Here is a 15747-nt window from a genome sequence, read left to right as displayed (position 1 = left end):
GTCTCCTAAATTAAATTTACTTATTATTAAAAATCTGAACGCGAAGCCGTATCTATTGCGCTTTTTTTCAGTGCTTCTTGCAGCCACGGAGGTGTTAGCACGCCATCCGCTATTGCAGCAAGTCGCTTTTGCTCGGCGACATACTTTTCTTTAGCCGAGTCAAGCAAATCTTCACGGGCACTGTGCCGATAGGCCACAACACCGTCATCGTCACCAAAAATCCAGTCGCCAGGATAAATAGCGACACCTCCACACGCGATTGGACGCAAGATGCTTCCTGGTCCATTCTTGGTCGGACCTGCAGGTACGGCATCGATCGCAAAAACCGGCATGTCCATGACGCGCAACTCTGCAATATCACGAATAGCGCCATCTATGATTATTCCGGCGATACCCGCCCTGAACGCCTGGGTACACATGATGCCGCCCATTAGCGCCCGCTCGGTATAGGCCCCGCCGTCGATAACAAGAACGTCTCCGGCCCTAGCCGAGGCTAAGGCAGCATGAATGGCAAGGTTGTCCCCTGGCGGCACCGATATGGTCAAGGCGCGACCATGCAGGCGAGCACCAGGGCGCAGCGGTTTGATCCGGCTGCCAAGCACATGAGCACCACGATCTGCAAGCAGCGTGCTGGTCAACCACCCGGCACAAGTCTGGTTGATTTGCTGGTTTGATGATTCCGTCATGCTGGCCTCGATTCAGTTGGATAAAAACGATGTATATACTGATGGAAAGATGCTTTGATAGGCTTCGCCATAGAGTTGTCCCGAACCCGCTCGCCGGCCGGCCTGTGCCCCGCGCTGCATACCGACCCGCTCGTAGTAGTCCCAAAGGTTCCGCTGGGCGTGCATTGTTTGCATGGCTGCCTTCTTTTGATCCCAGACGCTGGTGATATCGAGCAGCATGTTTGGCTTGAAGCCGCACAACTCTGACTGATGCGGCTCAAAGCACAGAACCTGCGGCGGTTTGATGAAGTCATTTCCGTGCCCAGGCGCAATTGCCTTCATGCGCGCCAGAAGCACAGCTTCAAATGTGCGGCAATGATCAAGATTCGAAGGGTCTTTCTCGGGATGTGTAATGATCAGGCTGGGCTGATACTGCCGAAAAGCACGCGACAAACGGTCAACCACTTCGGGGGTGATAATGAGTGGGTAGTCGCCCAGATCGTAAAACTCTGATGTGCTTGCCCCCAACACCTTGCCTGCCTCAAGTGCTTCCAGGCGTCGGGTCTCCTTAACTTTGTCTAGCGTTGCCCCCTCCTCTTTCCAAACCAGATTCGATTCACCATTTTCGCCAAAGCTAAGGCAAACCAGGTGTACGTTGTACCCCTGCGCAGCATGCACCGCCATGGCTCCGCCACAACGCCACACAAAATCACCAACATGCGCGGTTACGACAACAATAGATGACGACATGCTTTTCGACCCTCTTCTGACAATAAATTCATAAACAAACATATTGTATTCTTGTACAATGACATTGTACCTAGTACAACAACCAACATAAGCATCCAAGATACGAAGGCATACAACCATGAGCAATGATGGCGTTATCGCAGTTGAACGCGCACTTTCAATACTCGATTGTTTTAAACCAGGCGAAGAAAAGCTCAGCCTGGCGGAGTTGGCAGAACGCCTGCCGCTACATAAAACGACTATTTTTCGATTGTTGAACTCGTTGGTCCGCTGTAACTATGCAGTACGTGGAAACGATGGCCGCTATTCGCCCGGCCCTCGCCTGCTGTTTCTAGGGCGCGTCTATCAACGAAGCTTCGATTTGTCCGGCGCGGTGATGCCTGTGCTCGAGCAATTGTCGAGAGACACCGGCGAAAGCACCGCCTATTATGTCGAGGGCGCAGAAATCGGAACGCGCTTATGTCTTTTTCGAGCACAGCCTCATGAAGGACTGCACCCCAATGTTCTAGCTGGCAGCGTCATGACGCCGGATGACTCTGCCACTGGTCGAGTCTTCAAAAAATGGGCGCAACTTCAAACGCTTAAAGATGCTCCGCTGCCTTATTTTTCAAGTGGTGTTCGAGACCCCTACACGTCATCATGGAGCGTGCCCATTATCGGTGTAGAGGATTTTTTTTCAGGATCACTAACGTTGGCCGGCCCCTCGGAGCGTTTACGCACTGTGGATGCCCGCCGCTTTGAACGTATACTACTGAAGGCAGCCAGTGAACTGTCCAGCCGACTTGGCGCTTCAAAAGCATTCCGACAGATGATGTATGACCAAGCGTGAGCGTTGTTCGCTCGTCTAAGTCATTGTCGCACTACTACCGCCTCCCGAGTCATCCTCATATTGTTGAGGAACGCCACAGCCGCACAATCGGTTCCAACCACGACTTGAGCGTGCTGGCCAGGGCGCTTGCGGAGCTGTGAACAAAGTGCTCCAGTAGCGTGAGTAGCCGGGGTAGCATCTTGCGTGCCTGTTTGGCCGGGATGTGCTTTTGCACCAACAACCTGTTCAGTTGCTGCCTGGTAAGGTAAAGCGACCGAAGCCTGCGGGCAGCTGCCGGTTTGCGATATACGCCGGCTGCGATGCAGACTGACGGTCTTTCCAACTGAGCAATGGGATTTAGTAAACATTACATTTGCCGGTCAATGTAATTATTTGCACTGTGCCGAACTTCCGATACAGTGCAACTACAACCCGCTCAAACTCCCCGCCGCAAGGCGTGTCGGTTCGCCCAGTTGCGCCTGAGCGAATTCATACCCTGCGGTCGATAAATCCTCAAAAGGCGCTGGAACTATATCTAATCTAAGCTAATTTGCCTTTGCTAGAATACGCTGCAGCTTAGCTATTTCGTTACGTACAAAGTCGACAATTTCTTCTTGTCTACTTTCTTGCATGCGGCCTTCGATTGCGGCTACTGAAATAGCGGCGACAGGTGTGCCATCTGAACTCAGTATAGGTAATCCAACCGTCAACGTACCTGGTGCAAGTTGAGTACATACATATCCATGCTCTTTGAATTCGGCAAGTTTCTGGCGCACCCTTTCGACCGTAAACATACCGTAGCGAGGATAGATATCCTTGTTATGCTCGATGATGCGATCAATTTCGTCCTGCGCCAATGACCCCAATATGGTTAAGCCCGACGCATTAGCACCTAAGGGGCGACGCCCACCAATATCCAACGACAAAACTTTCACAGGATAACTGCCCTCCATTCGCTCGATGCATACGGACTCATATCGGCTGCGGATGAGCAAATATACAGTATCTTCAGAAAAAGTGGCGATTCGCTCCATGGCGTCATGCGCCAAAGCGCGTATATCCAGCGTAGGCTTGACTGCCAGGCTAAATTCAAAAATCGACGGCCCCAGAAAATAGCGCTTTGAATCTATATTTTGCTGAACCAGACCTTCCACTACTAATGCCTTAAGTAAGCGATGAACAGTGGATTGTCCAAGATTCAAGGCTCGATATAAATCGACCAGTCTACTACCTTGCGCATTTCGAGATGCTATAGCTTTTAATAAAGCACTAATGCGCTTCACTACCTGGGCTCCGGCGATCTCATCCATCGCTTCGTCTTTATGGCTCGTCATATATACTCCACTATATGGGATTAAATTACAATTCAAAAACAGCTCAATTCGTTGACCTTAGAGGTAAAACTACATACACTCGCTTTAATCAATACTGATTCATAAAATTATACTCCATATAATGGAATATCTAAAGGAATATCAAGATGCTGAGTGGGGTCAGAGTATTAGATTTAAGCTGGGTATTAGGCGGTCCTTTCGGCGGCCAAACCCTCGCTCAGCTAGGCGCAGAAGTGATTAAGATTGAACCTATGGATGGTGATATGTCGCGCACCATCCCGCCCTATTTCTTTGAGCAAGATTCATCGTTCTTCCTTTCAGCGAACCGCGGCAAAAAAAGCATTGCGCTTGATCTTAAAAAATCAGAAGGCCTGGCCGCACTCCATGACTTGGTACGTCAATCCCATGCTGTTATTTACGGATTCGCACCTAACGTACCAGAAAAACTCGGTATTGATTTCAATACATTAAAGTCAATTAATCCAAAAATTGTTGTTGGTCAACTTATTGGGTTCCACGATGCTCCACCCTACTCGAACGCGCCAGCCTTCGATTTGATTGTCCAGGCATTAGGTGGGTTCATGAGCATTACCGGTGAACACGAAGGAAAGCCTGTGCGAGCCGGTTACCAGATAGCAGATCTTGCAGGCGGACTTTATTTGGCCCTTGCCACTTTGGGCGCTCTGCTTTCGGCCACTTTGAATGGAAAGGGTCGATCAGTTCAAATTTCGTTGCTGGATTGTCAGTTAGCACTTCTAACGTGGCAAGCGCAGAACTACTTTATTTCAGGTGATATTCCGCAGGCGCACGGATCAAGACACCCGATGATCGCACCCAGCGAATCATTTCTGTGCGCTGACGGAAAGCCGCTAGTCATTTCCCCAACAGGAGATGCATTTTGGAATAAGTTTTGCAATGCGATAGGCAGGCCCGATCTCGCCAACGATCCTCGCTTCACTAGCTCGGCGGATCGAATCAAGAACGTCGATATGCTGGCACAAGTCCTGACGGAGCTGTTCCGCCTTAAAAATCGAGATCAATGGACTGCAGAACTGTTTGACGCCCGTATTCCCGCCGCGCCGGTCCTAAATGTAGCGGAAGCATTATCTCAACCTCTTACTGCATTGCGTTCCATGGTCGAAACGTTGAGTCATCCTGAATCAGGTAATGACATCGAATTTCTGGGAAATCCTTTCAAATACGAAAACGCTGAATCGTTATGTTATCCGCCACAGTTAGGAGCGGACACAGATGAAATCTTGACTCGCCTTTGCGGGTACAACGAAGCAAAACTTACCTTTCTGAAAAGCAAAGGGGCGATCTTTAAACAAGGAGAGAAGCTATGACACGTCCAAGTGAAGTTAAACCGCGTGAGGGCGATCAGCCCGGCACGCCTTACGAAATTTTCGAAATAGGCGCGGAACTGCCTGACATGGCATTTTCCATTACGCCGGAAATCAATACTGAATATCTTGAAGCCATTGACGAGCAGGAAAAAAACTATTCCCTCAATGGCCGAAATGTGTGTGCGCCAAATGTGCTTTCCGTGTACCTGTTAGCCGTTCTGTATCGACGCTACCCCCCGATTCAAGGCATTGTTGTATACGACCAGTTATGGAAATGGCGTAGCCCCATCTTTGCCGATGAGACGACTGATCTTATCGCATCAGGAAAAGTGACAGAGAAATTTGAAAAACGTGGCCGTAAATGGCTCAGATTCTCTGCACAGTTCCGAAAGACAGACGGAACAATTGTGGCTGAGGCCAACCATACCTTGCATTTACCCGAATAAGGAACCCACCATGCTGGAAAAAAAAATTGAAATGACGCAAGCCATTATTGACCAATACGGCGTAATCAATGGCGACAACGATACTATTCATTATGACGACGAACTGGCCAAGTCCCGGGGGTTTAGAGGTACCTTAGCGCATGGCCTTAATGTCATGGGATACGCGGCTGGTCTGGCAGCACAAATGTATGGGGAGCGCTGGTTTACCGAGGGCGAGCTCTATACCAAATGGATTGCTCCCGTCTGCCCCGGAGATCAACTTGTCGTAACCATTGACGATGATGGAACAATTGAAGGACGAGTAGCACAGGGCACCACAATGATCGGTTATGCCAGACTGGTGAACACATGAGAAATCCGATCACCAAGATGCATTTCCCGGCTCAGATCATTCTCCTGGGAAAGTTTCAAGATGCATTGAAAGACATAGTCGGCAAGCGCATTCTGGTCGTTGGTTCTTCCCGCAGCGTAGCACTCGCCGACTGGAGCGCTCTTTTCCCACAGGCTGAAGTAACGGTATTCTCGGGCTCCCTGCCCCACACTCCGGCGTTGGTACTGAACCAAAGTACAGTATTGGCCAAAGCGTTCAAGCCGGATATCATCATTGGCATTGGCAGCGGAAGCGCCATTGACTTGGTGAAAGGGGTGCTGGATTCGGTACCAGCGACATTTATCGCAATACCCACCTCGTTGGGCGGTGGCGAAATGACCAATGTATATGGTATTCGTACCGTATCCGGCACAAAGGAAGGCAAAGGAGGCCGCCAATACCTGGCCAGCACGGTGATTTATGATCCAGAGCTGCTCGAGTCACTTCCTCGCCATGAGCTAGCTGCAAGCGGGATTAATTCCTGGGCACATTGCATCGAAGCCTTTTACAGCGTGAAGTCCAATTGGTTTGGTAAATCTGCGGCCATGCAAGCAGGAAGAATGTGGCCCACCCTACTAAAGCAATCATACGGGAAGCCGCTAGACGGCACCATAAGATTACAACTTTTCGAAGCCGCAAGTCTGGCAGGATTTTCCATCAATGCTTGCGGACTCGGTTTGCATCATGCCGTCTGTCATGTCGTGGGTGGTGCCACCGGGCTTACCCATGGGGTGATCAATGCTATCGCTCTACCCAAAACGCTTGCCATCAACCGTGAAATGGCACCACAGGCCATTCGCCTTGTAGAGGAAGCTTTCCGCGTAAACGATATTGTAGCGCTATCACAAGAACTTATCGACACGCTTCAGCTCCCCCGCAGCCTTAATAGCCTAGGGGTTTCATGGAAAACCATGGAGCCATTGACTGATTCATTGATGGCAGCACATCACCTGAAATTTAACCCAGCCGCACTCGATCGCGATCGTGCTCAACGACTCATGCACGCTGTTTTTACCGGCAACCTCTAGTAGTTACCGGCTAAAGAAGCGGCCGATTGACCGACTAACAAAGGAATTATTCATGTCTAGTGCAATATCCCACTTGAAAGTCGTAAAACGTGTTTTCTGGAGCTGCTGCCTGATTTCCGGAGTGGCATCCCACGCAGCTTTCGCTCAGAACTATCCCAATAAGCCAGTAGAGATAATTGTTCCTTATTCCGCAGGAGGTTCAACCGATTCAACCGCTCGCCTTGTGGCAAAAGGCTTGTCCGAACAGTTACATCAGCCGTTTCTGGTAGTAAACCGCCCAGGAGCAGGAGGGCAGATTGCACATTCGCATGTTGCGCAGGCTGCCCCTGATGGATACACCTTACTGTTCAGCGCGGCAGGCCCTTTGACAGTGACTCCCCACAGCTATTCGAAGCTTTCGTATGATCCCATCAAGTCCTTCAAGACTATAAAGCTTGTTTCAGCCGCCCCACTGCTGCTGATCGTCAACAAAAAGCCAAAGGGGAATGACTTGGCATCGCTCATTAAACTCGCCAAGAGCAAACCCAAGGAGCTAACATACGGATCATTCGGCGTTGGAAGTGCAGCTCATTTAGCAGGCGAACTGTTCAAATCTCTAGCCCAGGTTGATATCGTCCACGTACCCTACAAGGGCAGTGCCCCAGCATTGACTGATCTGATGGGGGGACAGATTGACATGATGTTTGATGTTCTGGTTACTGCGCTTCCTCCGGTCAAATCCGGAAAAGCATTTCCCATTGCAGTCACCTCCTCTAAACGATCATCACTAGTCCCTGATGTACCCACCATCGCTGAAGCAGGAATCGAGGGGTTTGACGCGCAGACTTGGTTCGGCCTTCTCGGGCCAGAAAAAATCGACGCGAACGTAGTGCAAAAACTTTCCGACGCTTTGGATATAGTCCTTGCCGACCCTAAGTTCAACAAAACTATACTAGCTCAAGGCATGGAGGTCAAAGGGGGCACCCCACAACAATTCACCGCATTTTTCCAATCTGAATACGAAAAATGGGGGAAAGTCGCCAAACAAAGCGGGATCAAGATGGAGTAGAGTTTACGGGCGAACAAAACGCATTGACATTGACCGCTTGGGCGGCCAATGTCTTTTCCGCATTCCGTAACGGAACGCGCAGAGCGCCGCTATATGTAAAAACTCGGATAGAAAAATCAGCTTTTCACGTTCTGATTAATCCAACCGATCAACCATTTACCTATCAGAATGCTATTCTTGTCCTGCATGAGCATATGCGACGCACCAGTCATGCCTAAATCGCTCAACATCACATTTTGCGCTTTGACTCCTGCTTTATTCGCTGCAACTACGAATTCCTTGCATGCCTTTAACCGCGGTTCCCAGCGTGGGGATTTGTTCACATAATCGCCCCAAAGAACCAATACAGGGATACCTTTCAGATAAGACAAGTCTTCATCTGCTGCAGGGCACGCGCCTGGTTCAATCGATACAATTCCACGGATGCCAGCAGGGTTCAATTTTGCCGTCTCAAAAGGGAAAATGCCAGATTGGGAGTGGCTAATAAGCACTGCGCCATTGATTTTCTGAGCCAGTTCAGACAATGCTGGCACCGTGGGAGTTGGTTTGGGTAATGCTCTTATCCAGTCTGGAACCATTTGCTTCCAGAACTCTGCCTGAGCATCTAGTGGGAATTGCATGCCAGGATAAACTTCTGGATATTTGGGTCCGAAGCGGAAAACCTCCCACGCATCCTCCTGCGATACGTGATTCACCATCGGCAATTGCTTAGAAGTCAGGCGACCACCTTTGACTGCAATGAGGGTCGATGGATCGGCGGCAGACCGACCTCGCGAGGCTTGATCCACGACATACGTAGAAAAACCATTCCGTACGAATAATTCATCCCATCCCATTCGGCCATCCGGAGTAGACTCCCAAGTCTTGCCGGTCAAGCAACAACCATGGATTAAGACTACAGATGTATTTTTTGCATCTGTCGGTTTTTGGTAGTGGACATATACTTGGTCTACCGCAATTGTTCCCGATGATGAGTAGATGGGTAAGTTTGATACCGAATTTGATTTGATATTTTTTCCGCCAACAAAGAAGCTGCCTTGTTTAGCAATGGTCATCGGGCCGGTTTCAGTCTTATTGGATGCGCAGCCGAACAAAGAAATTGACACACCCAAAGTTGCCATCAATCCTAAAAATTTCATTTATGTCTCCTTTTTATAATTGCCGGAAAATCATAGCACCGCTATTGTTCACAATTTTTTCGTCGCCTTGGTCATGACTTGGATTGGAAAAAGTCAACAGTTCGAAAGTTTAAATATTATGCCTCATAAAGGTCAATAGTATAATTTATTGACATAAATATCAAAACAGATTAGCATTTCCGACAACAATTTGAATATAAGAACTCGGTCGCTCACATCACGATTCAAATACGGTGTGCAGCTGCGAACAAAGAACAAATTAATGAGGAGGTTTTTGATGAGGCTTATTGCACATTTTTGGTTTGGCATACTTGGTCGGGTCGAATCTAGCCATGGCAGAATCGCCCAAAGAGGATGGCTGGCAATTTAGCCACGACCGGGGAGATGAGCGTGTAACCACCGCTCAAATTGCTGATGCGGCCACGCTCTGTTGCCAGAACAGCCTGACGCCATTGCTGATGCAATCAAAACGTATCTCTAGATACTTCAATGATCAAATAAATTCGGCTTAAATCAGTTCTATACGCACGGAATCTTTATGAAATTATTAATCAAGTCAGGTATAGCAATAAGCTTATTGGCAATTGCGTCCTCGGTTGCTTACGCAGAATATCCGGAAAAGGGAATCCGATTAGTTGTTCCTTTCGCTCCAGGCGGATCGGCCACTACCTCAGCAAGATTGTTTGCCGACGAGTTGTCAAAAGAACTTAATCAAAAAATCTATATCGAAAACAAGGGAGGAGCAAGCGGCGCCATCGGAGCCTCGTTCGTTGCCAATGCAAACCCAGACGGATATACGCTGTTATATTCTTCAGCAGGAATGATGACGGTTAACCCCGCTCTTTTTGGAGAGAAATTAAGCTATAAAGTCAGCCAATTAGCACCGATTAGTCTGACTTCAACATTTGCCAGCGCACTGTTCACTGATAAAGATTTTCCCGCAAAAGAGCTGAATGATTTGCTTTCATATGCAAAGGCGAATCCCGGCACGGTCACTTTCGGCTCAGCCGGCCCCGGAAGTTCAGGGCACTTATGGGGTGAATTGCTAAAGAACCGTGCGAACATCGATATTCAGCACATCCCTTACAAGGGAACAGCGCCAGCACTCATTGATGTCATTGGCGGCAGAATTACGTTTGTCGTGGATGCGGCCGTGGCAGGTCAGGAACAGCTTAAAGCGGGAAATTTGCGCGCTCTTGCCGTCACTTCCAGTAAACGAATAAATACCCTTCCCGACACTCCTACCTTTGCTGAATTGGGCTTAAAGGGTTTTGAACCACTTAGCTGGTATGGGGTTTTCGCACCCGCTGGAACACCCGCAGAAGTGATCGAAAAACTTAACGCGGCCGTCAAAACAGTTGCCGAATCCTCCAAGTACAAGGACGGTCTTCACACTCTGGGCATGGACGCAGCTTCCAGTACATCCAGTGAATTAGGCGAACGAATCACGAACGATTCTAAACTATGGACAACCGTCATAAAAACGGCTGATATTGTTGTACAGTAATTTACACTCGGGGAAACTCTAAATGATCAAAAGTATTTCGTTGCTTACACGAAAAGAAGGCATGTCACACGAAGAATTCATGACCCATTGGGTGGAAAAACACGCCCCATTGGCGCATGCCGTTCCGGGCCTTCGGCGTTATATCCAATCCAATATTGTGGAGGAGCGTTTCCGGCAAGACATTCCGGTTATCGAAGCCGATATTGATGGTATCGCTGAGATTTGGTATGACGACATTGATGCTCTTAAAAAAGCTAATCTCTCGCCCGAAGCAAAACGACTTCATGCGGATGGAGCTACATTCATTGGAAAAATAAAAACCTTCACAGTCTTTGAAAATCTTATCATTGGTTCATAAAAAACTGTCCAAGCGCCGGACATGGCCGAGACGTCTGGAATCACCTCAATCCTGTCATTGATATTTAATGAGTTTGCAACGGGATTGCGGATGTTTTCCGCTTCGGCCATATCCGGCAATGACGTGATCGTCCTTTCGCAGACCCCGTATACGTCTAAGCGTATACAGCGCCCGGATCCTCTCACTACACCACAGCAATAGCAATCTTCCCCCGCAACCCATTATTAGCACTTTCCAAGCGAGCATGCGCAAGAGCAATATCAGCTAACGAATAAGTGGCTCCAACATGGGGCCGCAGCTGCCCGCGTTCAACCAGCGCGCTCAGTTCATCCAGCTTGCCGCGATTCTGTCTTGTGAACACAAAGTGATAACTCGCATTCTTGCCCCAGGCGTTAATGAGGTTTTGTGGTTGCGCGATATCAACGATAGAGACCAGGCGACCCAGCTGTGCGAGCACATCAGGAGAACGGGCAAGGGTGTCGCCACCGATCGTATCGAAAACAACATCAACGCCCTGGCCTGCTGTTTCACGCATCACGGCCGCCACATAATCTTCTTTCGCATAGTCAATGACAACATCGGCGCCCATGCTGCGCGCGAAGTCAAAATTTGCCTCACGTACAGTGGTTATTACCCTCGCACCGATGGCCTTCGCAAGTTGAATGGCCACGTGCCCTACCCCCCCTGCGCCGCCGTGTATCAGAATGCTTTCCCCTACTCGCAAGCCCGCACGCACAACAAGCGCTTCCCACGCGGTTCCTCCGACCAGGGTCAGGCTAGCGGCTTCAAGATGACTCAGCGTAGCGGGTTTCTTGCCTATGATGCTTTCGGCAGCAACGTGGTACTCGGCATAGCTTCCCGGACCATCGAAAATTTGGGGCGTATACCAGACCTCGTCACCTGGGGCGAAGGCGGTCACGCCCGCGCCGATTTCTTCTACCACGCCGGAAACATCGTGTCCGGTAATGGCCGGAAGTGGCACCAGGTCGGGGTAGTCCCCGCGCCGGACCTGATAGTCCAGGGGGTTGATGGACGTTGCGTGAACCCGAACCAGAACTTGCCCTGCTCCAGGTACCGGTTTGGGCACCTCAGAAAGTTCAAATGCGTCTGGGCCGCCAAAGGTGTTAAGTGTGATTGCTTTCATTAGATTCTCATTTCGTCAAAAAGGAATATCGGGATTTATCGATATATAGTGATAAAAAAATTACAGGTCTTTGCCGATGAGTTCGGCAAGCGCACTGATGGCTTCTTCGTTGCGTTTATAGTAGGTCCACTGACCAATACGTTGGACTTCAACCAGGCCCGCTCTTTGCAAAGTGGCCAGATAGTCAGAGACCGTGGACTGCGACAATCCAACACCCTCCTGGATACTGCTTACGCAGACGCCCACCGTATGAACGTCCCCTTCGTCTTGCGGAGGGAAGTTATTTACAGGGTCCTTCAGGCGTCTCAGGATATCAAGACGAGTACGGTTCGAGAGGGCTTTGAATATGTCAAGTAAGTCCATAACTCTATTATATCGAAATTTACCGATATGTCAATTTGTTGGTATTTCTCTATCCCACCCTTGTGGCAAACACTGGAAGATAGTCGCCTGCAAGAAGAAGCACGGGTGCGACGCCTGGTCGCTGATACTGTCAAACTGCGTAAGGCGTGGCGATGTTTCGATACTGTCCTTTGAAATACAGCAACGGCTGCAAGCAAGCACCCTCCTGCAGCTTCAACGCTTTTACTTCACCAATAACAATCAAGTGATCCCCGGCGGCGTATTCAGCGTACATTTCGCAATCAAGCCAGTGAAGGCTGCCGGCAAGGATCGGGCTACCCAGGGGCGATGCCTGCCACTGGACGTTGCGCCACTTGTCCGCGCCTCTCTGGGCGAACTGCCTGGAGATCGCCACTTGCTCATCGGACAGAATATTGACAACGAAGCGACCTGCCTGGCGAATTTTTGGATAGCTGGTCGAACGAGTCATCACGTTGAACGACACCAGCGGCGGGTCCATAGACACGCTATGAAACGACTGGCAGGTGAAGCCAATGGGCTCGCCTTCGAAGTGCGATGTGATCACCGTGATGCCGGAAGCGTAGTGCCCGAGCGCTTCGCGAAAACGCAAAGGCTCAATCGCAGTAGTGGAAAGTGACATGATGCAATTGAAATACTGGATGTAGCTTGAAAGTGCTAAGGAAAAGCAGTCCGGCCAGATTGCCAGACGTCCGTCCTTAGCCCGTGCATGGTCGTCACGAACGGTTCGCAACGACCATGCCCCGACAGAAAATCAGTTTGCCAGTTCCCTGCGAACGATGTCCGCTCCGGCACTCAACGCATTCAACTTGCCTCTTGCAACGCTACGCGACAATGGCGCCATGCCGCAATTGGTGCACGGATAGAGCTTATCGGCATCCACGAACTGCAGTGCTTTTCGCAGCGTATCGGCCACTTCATCGGGTGTTTCAATGGTGTTTGTGGCCACATCAATGGCGCCCACCATCACTTTTTTACCGCGAATCAGTTCGATAAGATCCATGGGAACGTGCGAGTTTTGGCATTCCAGCGAGACGATGTCGATACTGGATTTCTGCAACTTGGGGAACGCTTCTTCATACTGCCGCCACTCGGATCCCAGCGTCTTTTTCCAATCCGTATTCGCTTTGATGCCATAGCCATAGCAAATATGAACCGCGGTTTCACACTTCAGTCCTTCAATGGCTCTTTCCAGCGTAGCGACGCCCCAATCATTTACCTCATCAAAGAACACATTGAACGCAGGTTCGTCAAATTGGATGATATCGACACCCGCAGCCTCCAGCTCTTTGGCTTCCTGATTAAGAATCTTGGCAAATTCCCAAGCCAGCTTTTCGCGACTTTGATAGTGGGCATCATACAGGGTATCGATCATCGTCATGGGACCCGGTAAGGCCCATTTGATCGGTTGATTAGTCTGTTGACGCAAAAACCGCGCGTCGTCAACAAACACGGGCTTGCGCCGAGCGACGGCACCCACGACCGTCGGCACGCTCGCATCATAGCGATCACGAATTCTAACGGTCTTGCGGTTCTCGAAATCCACACCTTCCAGGTGTTCAATGAATGTTGTCACGAAATGCTGGCGCGTTTGTTCACCGTCGCTAACGATGTCAATCCCCGCGTGCTGTTGCTCCTGTAAAGACAGACGCAACGCATCTTGCTTGCCCTCGATCAATCCCTCATCCTGCAGTTTCCAGGGGGACCAGAGTTTTTCGGGTTCGGCAAGCCAGGCGGGTTTAGGCAGGCTGCCAGCCGTTGATGTGGGTAATAATTTTTTCACAATAGTAGTCATGGTGTGTTTGAGTTTTCAAAGATGGGAGTGCGCGGACCATTGCTCAAGAATCGCCCGGTATGGTTTGATGAACTGCTCCTCGGCGTACCTTCCCTGCTCGGCCGCCAGCCGGCTACGTTCCTCCCGATCATAAACAATCCGGGTTAACGAATAATCCTGGTGCTTCAAACTCGGCTGATAAGACTTGCCTGCGGCAGAATTTGCGTTGTAAATCTCTGGCCGATAAATTTTTTGGAAGGTGTCCATCGTGCTGATGGTGCTAATGAGCTCAAGGTCCGTATAATCACGCAGCAAATCGCCGGAAAAATAAAAGGCCAATGGCGCCGCACTATTGGCAGGCATGAAATAGCGGACCTTCATCCCCATTTTTTTGAAGTACTCGTCAGTCAATGAATATTTATCTTGGTGGTATTCCACGCCCAACACGGGGTGCTGGTTTTCAGTACGATGATAGGTCTTGCTGCTCGACACGCTCAGGCATATAACAGGTGCTTTGGCGAAATTATCCTTGTAAGTCTTTGAATTCACAAAGCTCTTGAACAACTTGCCATGCAATTGTCCAAAGTCCTCGGGCGCGCCGAATTCGGGCTGATGCTTGGCGTATTCCGGCAGCAGCACACTAAAGTCATAATCTCGCACGTAAGAAGAAAAATTGTTTCCTACAATGCCCTCAATGCATTCGTTGGTTTTTCGATCAACTACGCTCGTCTTTAATATTTCAATCACAGGCAGGTCGCGATCATTGCTTTGACCTTCAAAGCGCATTTCAACTGAGATAATGTCAAGGTTGACGCTATAGCGATCGCCAGTAGGGTTGTCCCAATGCGCCAGGGCATTAAAACGATTGTCAATCATCTTAAGGGTATTGCGCAGGTTCTCTTGCCGACTCTCGCCTCTGGCCAGATTGGCAAAGTTGGTGGTGATTCGCGTATTGTCTGAAGGACGATAGTCTTCATTGAAACAAGTGCTCTTAATGGCAAATGTAAACTCTGTACTCATTATGCTGCTGCCTTAATTTCCAGGATAAAACCCACATTTATCTATTCAACGATGCTCAAATTTTCTTTTTTTTAATTTCAGCAATCTAGACATTTGTGATGCAAAGGCGGCAGTCTATATTGCATTAGTCATATTTAAAGTGAATAAAATTCATTCTTTCGTCGGCTTCATTCATAGAATGGTGAGCGCGCCGAGCGGCACGTCAATGTGCCCCTCCCTATTCGCTGTCCTTTCATTGCCCCACGGCACACTCATTATGCAAGAAGGGTAATGACTCAGTTTTTAAGCTTAACTTACCTTGCCAATACCGATGTGACAGACGGGGCATGGCGAGGCGGACTCCGGTGCAGCACAGGGAACTCCCCGCAGCAAGGGCTACAGGTTCGATTCTGGTCCCGGCTCCAGCTTAAATCTCCTGGTGTTCAAGGCTCGGTTCTACCCCATAAATGGGGATGAATACTCGCAAAACACGCTGCCTTAGAAGCCATGTATCACGGCGCGGCGAGGGTTTTGTCGTTGATTTCAATAGCGAAATATCGAAATTGTCGCTCCGTGGGTTACCACCTCCTTTACAATAGGGCATGAATTTCTTTCTTTCCTATACCCTATTTCCGTTTTGCCCCCGCATT

At 49.5% G+C, this 15747-nt stretch carries 18 protein-coding genes; 9 read left to right on the top strand and 9 right to left on the bottom strand.

Translation table 11 applies throughout. From position 1 onward, the window contains the following. Positions 1-26: 26 nt before the first annotated feature. On the bottom strand, positions 27-686 hold the full coding sequence (locus INT32_RS13075) for an RraA family protein (protein WP_226817005.1): 660 nt from the start codon (positions 684-686) through the stop codon (positions 27-29). A 12-nt stretch (positions 687-698) separates the two neighbouring features. Next, positions 699-1514: a PIG-L deacetylase family protein gene (locus INT32_RS13070; RefSeq protein WP_226817003.1), complete on the bottom strand. Its 816-nt coding sequence runs from the start codon at positions 1512-1514 to the stop codon at positions 699-701. 19 nt (positions 1515-1533) lie between these two features. Here INT32_RS13070 and INT32_RS13065 point away from each other — a divergent pair, with 19 nt between their 5' ends. Further along, entirely contained in the window at positions 1534-2244 is a 711-nt protein-coding gene (locus INT32_RS13065; protein ID WP_193089175.1) for an IclR family transcriptional regulator, read from the top strand. A gap of 524 nt (positions 2245-2768) precedes the next feature. On the opposite strand, the gene INT32_RS13060 is transcribed toward INT32_RS13065, so the two are convergent. After that, positions 2769-3557 carry an IclR family transcriptional regulator gene (locus INT32_RS13060; protein ID WP_193089174.1) on the bottom strand — a complete coding sequence of 263 codons (789 nt, stop codon included), beginning with the start codon at positions 3555-3557 and terminating at the stop codon, positions 2769-2771. A 146-nt stretch (positions 3558-3703) separates the two neighbouring features. Between INT32_RS13060 and INT32_RS13055 the strand changes: the two genes are divergently transcribed. The 5 genes from INT32_RS13055 to INT32_RS13035 are packed head-to-tail and all read left to right on the top strand — an operon-like array spanning position 3704 to position 7795. Continuing rightward, positions 3704-4903, top strand: a complete 1200-nt coding sequence (locus INT32_RS13055; RefSeq protein WP_193089173.1) for a CaiB/BaiF CoA-transferase family protein — start codon at positions 3704-3706, stop codon at positions 4901-4903. Next, positions 4900-5349 carry a hypothetical protein gene (locus tag INT32_RS13050; protein ID WP_193089172.1) on the top strand — a complete coding sequence of 150 codons (450 nt, stop codon included), beginning with the start codon at positions 4900-4902 and terminating at the stop codon, positions 5347-5349. Before INT32_RS13055 ends, INT32_RS13050 begins: the two co-directional genes overlap by 4 nt. Positions 5350-5359: 10 nt before the next feature. Next, a complete protein-coding gene (locus tag INT32_RS13045) occupies positions 5360-5701 on the top strand; it encodes a MaoC family dehydratase (protein ID WP_226817001.1) in 342 nt (113 codons plus the stop codon). Beyond that, positions 5698-6747, top strand: coding sequence for an iron-containing alcohol dehydrogenase family protein (locus INT32_RS13040; RefSeq protein WP_193089171.1), 1050 nt, complete (start codon positions 5698-5700; stop codon positions 6745-6747). The genes INT32_RS13045 and INT32_RS13040 overlap by 4 nt, the downstream gene beginning before the upstream one ends. A gap of 52 nt (positions 6748-6799) precedes the next feature. Continuing rightward, entirely contained in the window at positions 6800-7795 is a 996-nt protein-coding gene (locus INT32_RS13035; protein ID WP_193089170.1) for a tripartite tricarboxylate transporter substrate binding protein, read from the top strand. A 116-nt stretch (positions 7796-7911) separates the two neighbouring features. On the opposite strand, the gene INT32_RS13030 is transcribed toward INT32_RS13035, so the two are convergent. Continuing rightward, positions 7912-8934 carry an esterase gene (locus INT32_RS13030; protein ID WP_193089169.1) on the bottom strand — a complete coding sequence of 341 codons (1023 nt, stop codon included), beginning with the start codon at positions 8932-8934 and terminating at the stop codon, positions 7912-7914. A gap of 332 nt (positions 8935-9266) precedes the next feature. On the opposite strand from INT32_RS13030, the gene INT32_RS13025 reads away from it, so the two are divergent. The 3 genes from INT32_RS13025 to INT32_RS13015 are packed head-to-tail and all read left to right on the top strand — an operon-like array spanning position 9267 to position 10799. Continuing rightward, positions 9267-9446: a hypothetical protein gene (locus tag INT32_RS13025; protein ID WP_193089168.1), complete on the top strand. Its 180-nt coding sequence runs from the start codon at positions 9267-9269 to the stop codon at positions 9444-9446. 26 nt (positions 9447-9472) lie between these two features. Continuing rightward, positions 9473-10441 carry a tripartite tricarboxylate transporter substrate binding protein gene (locus INT32_RS13020; protein ID WP_193089167.1) on the top strand — a complete coding sequence of 323 codons (969 nt, stop codon included), beginning with the start codon at positions 9473-9475 and terminating at the stop codon, positions 10439-10441. A gap of 22 nt (positions 10442-10463) precedes the next feature. Then, a complete protein-coding gene (locus INT32_RS13015; protein ID WP_193089166.1) occupies positions 10464-10799 on the top strand; it encodes an EthD domain-containing protein in 336 nt (111 codons plus the stop codon). Between the two features lie 184 nt (positions 10800-10983). Here the strand turns inward: INT32_RS13015 and INT32_RS13010 are convergent, their stop codons facing one another. The 5 genes from INT32_RS13010 to INT32_RS12990 all read right to left on the bottom strand — a co-directional run bounded on the left by INT32_RS13010 (position 10984) and on the right by INT32_RS12990 (position 15118). Further along, entirely contained in the window at positions 10984-11943 is a 960-nt protein-coding gene (locus tag INT32_RS13010) for a zinc-dependent alcohol dehydrogenase family protein (protein ID WP_193089165.1), read from the bottom strand. Positions 11944-12003: 60 nt separating this feature from the next. After that, positions 12004-12306, bottom strand: coding sequence for a helix-turn-helix transcriptional regulator (locus tag INT32_RS13005; RefSeq protein ID WP_014752010.1), 303 nt, complete (start codon positions 12304-12306; stop codon positions 12004-12006). Between the two features lie 130 nt (positions 12307-12436). Continuing rightward, positions 12437-12946 carry a flavin reductase family protein gene (locus INT32_RS13000; protein WP_193089164.1) on the bottom strand — a complete coding sequence of 170 codons (510 nt, stop codon included), beginning with the start codon at positions 12944-12946 and terminating at the stop codon, positions 12437-12439. A 132-nt stretch (positions 12947-13078) separates the two neighbouring features. After that, a complete protein-coding gene (locus INT32_RS12995) occupies positions 13079-14107 on the bottom strand; it encodes a methionine synthase (RefSeq protein ID WP_193089163.1) in 1029 nt (342 codons plus the stop codon). Positions 14108-14134: 27 nt separating this feature from the next. Continuing rightward, positions 14135-15118: a DUF1852 domain-containing protein gene (locus tag INT32_RS12990; protein ID WP_193089162.1), complete on the bottom strand. Its 984-nt coding sequence runs from the start codon at positions 15116-15118 to the stop codon at positions 14135-14137. Positions 15119-15747 lie beyond the last annotated feature (629 nt).

It is taken from the genome of Advenella sp. FME57, assembly GCF_014897675.1.
Taxonomy (GTDB): Bacteria; Pseudomonadota; Gammaproteobacteria; order Burkholderiales; family Burkholderiaceae_B; genus Advenella.
This window is presented reverse-complemented; position numbering and strand designations above follow the sequence as displayed.